Source organism: Nonomuraea zeae, assembly GCF_005889725.1.
Taxonomy (GTDB): Bacteria; Actinomycetota; Actinomycetes; order Streptosporangiales; family Streptosporangiaceae; genus Nonomuraea; species Nonomuraea zeae.
In genome coordinates this window covers 1-2,657 of record NZ_VCKX01000593.1, presented here as the reverse complement: position 1 = coordinate 2,657, position 2,657 = coordinate 1, and the positions used below count along the sequence as shown (strand labels likewise).

General features: G+C 74.0%; 1 protein-coding gene. It reads right to left on the bottom strand.

Annotation, left to right across the window (positions count from 1 at the left end; translation table 11 throughout):
- Nucleotides 1-2,657, bottom strand: a 2,657-nt coding sequence (locus ETD85_RS61540) for an FtsK/SpoIIIE domain-containing protein (protein ID WP_276617430.1), incomplete at both ends; no start/stop codon positions are given.

Here is a 2,657-nt window from a genome sequence, read left to right as displayed (position 1 = left end):
AGCCACGGGCTGGGCTGGTCGGGCACTCCAGCCAGGCGGGTGGCCTCGATGAGGGCGTCGGCGACGAGGGTGAGGTCGGTGACCGAGGAATCCTCCTCCGGCTCGGGAGGCGGCGGGAGAGCCTTGCCCAGGGTCCGCCACTCGACCTCCTGCACGCGTACGCGGTCCCGGGCCCCGCCGGGCGCGTCCGGCGACGCGGCCGGGCTGCGGCCGCCCACCCTGGCCGTCTGTACGGCGATCGCCGCCCCGACCCCCGAACGGACGTAGCACCGGCCCGGCGTCGACTTGGAGATGTGCGCCGCGTCGGGCTGGTCGATCACGTCGGACGACTCGGCGGGCTCGGTCACCCGCAGGGCGATCCGCAGGGAGGTGTTGGCCTGGATGTCGGCCGTGACCACGCCGGCCGGCCGCTGCGTGGCCAGGATCAGGTGGATGCCCAGCGAACGACCTCTGCGGGCGATGTCGACCAGGCCCGTGACGAAGTCGGGCAGCTCGGCCACCAGCGCGGCGAACTCGTCGATGATCAGCACCAGGCGCGGCATGCCGTCGCCCGTGTAGTCGTCGATGTCCTTGGCCCCCGCGGACAGCAGGAGGCGCTCCCGCCGGCGGATCTCGGCCGCCAGCGAGTCGAGGGCCCGCTGGGTCAGATGGCCGTCGAGGTCGCTGACCATGCCGACCGTGTGCGGCAGGCGTACGCACTCCTTGAAGGCCGCCCCGCCCTTGTAGTCGATCAGCACGAACGTCAGCTGGTCCGGCCGGTTGGCCACCGCCAGCGAGCAGATCAGCGTCTGCAACAGCTCGGACTTGCCCGCGCCGGTCGTGCCGGCGATCAGGCCGTGGGGGCCGTCGAGCTTGAGGTCCACCGAGAACGGGCCGTCCGGGCCGACACCGATCAGCGCGCGGGTGGAGCCACGGTCGCGCCACTGGGCGGCCAGCGCCCGGCCTGCGGGGCTCGGCATGCCCATGAGGTCGAGGAGGCGGGCCGCGCCGGGGAGGTTGCCCGCCGGGTCGTCCCTGCTGACGTCGCGGATGGGCGCCAGCGCCCTGGCCAGGCGGTCGCACCAGGAGGGGGAGACGAGGTCGGCGAGGACCGGGCCGAGCACGTCGAGGCCGCCGCCGAGCAGACGGACGAGGCCGTCGGCGCCGCACGCGGCCACGGTCTGGCACTCCTCGGGCAGCAGGCGCTGATCGTCGTCGATGGCCAGGGTGTACACGCCGGAACGCGGCCCCTGGCGCAGTACCTGCGGCATGCTGGGCAGGCCGCGCAGCACCTGGGCGCCGTCGAGGATCACCAGCACGTCGTAAGGGCGCACGTCGTAAGAGGAGAACGAGGGCTTCTCGGGACCGCCGAGGTCGTCCCAGCCCGTGGGGATCTTGCCGAGCTCGGGGATGGCGGTGTTCTGGCGCTCGTCGATGAGGGCGGCCAGCTCGGAGACCCGCCGGGCGGCCGACTCCGGGTCCGTGCCGACCAGCGCGACGCAGTCCTCGCCCGCGCGCGGCGCGCAGTGCGGCAGCCAGCGCATCCAGCCCCACCGCCGCTCGCCGTCCGCGTGCGCGGACACGACCACGATGGCCAGGTCGCGAGGGCTGTGCAGGGTCGCGGCCTGCGCGATCAGCCAGCTCGCGAGGCTCGTCGCAGTCGTACGGGGGCCCGTGACGCCCGCCACCCCCAGCCGGCGCATGGCCAGCGCCACGGGCACGGACCGGCAGATCGGCGGATCGAGCCGGCCGCCCTGCTCCTCCGACAGGTCCAGGTCGGCGGGCAGATCGGCCAGGCCGACCCTGAGCCTGAGCGCGTCGGAGTCGTGGATCCTGCGCTCCCACAGCCGCCTGCGCGGCCCGGTGGCCGTGAGCAGCACCTGCGCGGGGTCGGGCGCGTCCGCCCTGCGTGCTGCCTGGTCCGCCACCCTGGCCTGCTCGACCGACTCGTCGAAGGCCGCGACCTGCTCGTGATATTCCTTGAGCGCCTTCTTGTGCTGCTTCTTGCCGTGGCGGCGGTCGCTCCACCACTGGCCGATCATGATGACGGGCGTCATGAGGGCGACGAGCAGGTAGTAGGGCTGCTGGAGGGCGAAGGCCAGCGTCACCCCGAGCACGGCGGGCAGGAGGGCGGCGAGGAGCTGGAGCCGCAGGCCCTCGTTTCTGCCCGGCTCCTTGGGCTTGACGAACTTGCGCTCGAGCTCCGGGCGCCGGAGCCTGGGCGGGCGGTTGTAGGCCACGCCGCCCTCGCTCCTCGGGGCCAGGTGCGCGTCTCTCGGCTCGATCGAGGTCAGCACGAACACCGACGAGCCGCAGGTCAGCACCGCGCCGTCGGGCCACTCGACCTGCTCGGTGATCGGCTGGGCGTCGAGCTCGGGGATCTCCCCGTAGCCGGCGGCGAACTCGGCCGCCTCCCGCTCCGCGACCCGTGCTGTGAGCTCGGCGACCTCCTCGGCCCACCGGCCCTTGAGCTTGAGCCTGGGGGCCTCGTCCGGCTGCTGCCAGGTCCGTTCCACGGTGATCGCGTCAGGGGTCACGCGTACGGTCACCGCCTCCGGAGCGAGCGCCGGATCGTCGGCGGCCATCGCGCACGTCGGGTCCGAGCCGATGACGTGGACGCCCAGCCCCAGCCGGTGCACCGCGCCCGCCGCGGGACCGCCCACCACCCGCACCTCCGC